The 1,190-nt window shown below is 71.0% G+C and carries 1 protein-coding gene; it reads left to right on the plus strand.

Annotated elements, in window-relative coordinates; translation table 11 throughout:
• Positions 1 to 268: 268 nt before the first annotated feature.
• A complete protein-coding gene (gene ndgR, locus ABZZ38_RS30440) occupies positions 269 to 985 on the plus strand; it encodes an IclR family transcriptional regulator NdgR (protein ID WP_026278050.1) in 717 nt (238 codons plus the stop codon).
• Positions 986 to 1,190 lie beyond the last annotated feature (205 nt).

Raw genomic sequence — 1,190 nt, forward strand, 5'->3', positions numbered from 1 at the left:
TCGATGAAGAGAAGGTCGGGCTCGCCATCGGCGCGCCGGACGACATGATCGTCCCAGACCTTCTCCGCGAGAGTCCTACCCATCGCTTTCCCTCCGGCCGGCGGGTGTGCCGGCACCTCTAGAGATCTGTGGGCCCACGCCCGTACCCACGTTCCACGTGCCGGACGTCGACATCGGACCCGTTGGTCCGCGGGCCGTACGTACAGAGTGGCAAGTTCCCTGCAAAATTGAACTTGCGTTTCACAGAGTGAGACGTGAATATCGTTGCATGGACAACTCTAGCGGCGTCGGCGTTCTCGACAAGGCGGCTCTGGTACTGAGCGCCCTGGAGTCCGGTCCGGCCACCCTCGCCGGGCTGGTCGCGGCGACCGGGCTCGCACGACCCACGGCACATCGCCTTGCCGTGGCACTGGAACACCACCGGATGGTGGCGAGGGACATGCAGGGCCGGTTCATCCTCGGTCCGCGGCTGGCGGAGCTCGCCGCGGCGGCCGGCGAGGACCGGCTGCTGGCCACGGCCGGACCGGTGCTGACTCATCTGCGTGACGTGACCGGGGAGAGCGCGCAGCTCTACCGGCGCCAGGGCGACATGCGCATCTGTGTCGCCGCGGCGGAGCGGCTGTCCGGATTGCGGGACACCGTGCCGGTCGGCTCCACGCTCACCATGAAGGCCGGCTCCTCGGCCCAGATCCTGATGGCCTGGGAGGAGCCCGAGCGACTGCACCGCGGCCTGCAGGGCGCCCGTTTCACGGCGACGGCCCTGTCGGGCGTGCGGCGCCGTGGCTGGGCCCAGTCGATCGGTGAGCGCGAGCCGGGCGTGGCGTCCGTCTCCGCGCCCGTCAGGGGCCCGTCGAACCGTGTGGTGGCCGCCGTGTCGGTCTCCGGGCCGATCGAGCGCCTGACCCGCCACCCGGGGCGCATGCACGCCCAGGCGGTCATCGACGCGGCGGCCCGGCTGTCCGAGGCGCTGCGCCGCTCCGGCTGACCGGCGCCCGTCCCTTCCCTGCTGCCGACCTTCCGGCCCACCGCTTCAACGCCGCAGCGGTGGGCCGGGGTTGTGTCCCAGGACCGGTGGTTCCGGTGCGCCGGAACGCGAAGAAGCCCTCCCCTGCTGGGGAGGGCTTCTTCTGTGCGTACCCCCGACCGGATTCGAACCGGCGCTACCGCCTTGAGAGGGCGGCGTGCTAGGA

Source organism: Streptomyces sp. NPDC006368 (assembly GCF_040612535.1).
Classification (GTDB): Bacteria; Actinomycetota; Actinomycetes; order Streptomycetales; family Streptomycetaceae; genus Streptomyces.

Excerpts from the sequence above, each read along its gene's own strand:
- ndgR (WP_026278050.1), top strand. The coding sequence starts at position 269 with ATGGACAACTCTAGCGGCGTCGGCGTTCTCGACAAGGCGGCTCTGGTA.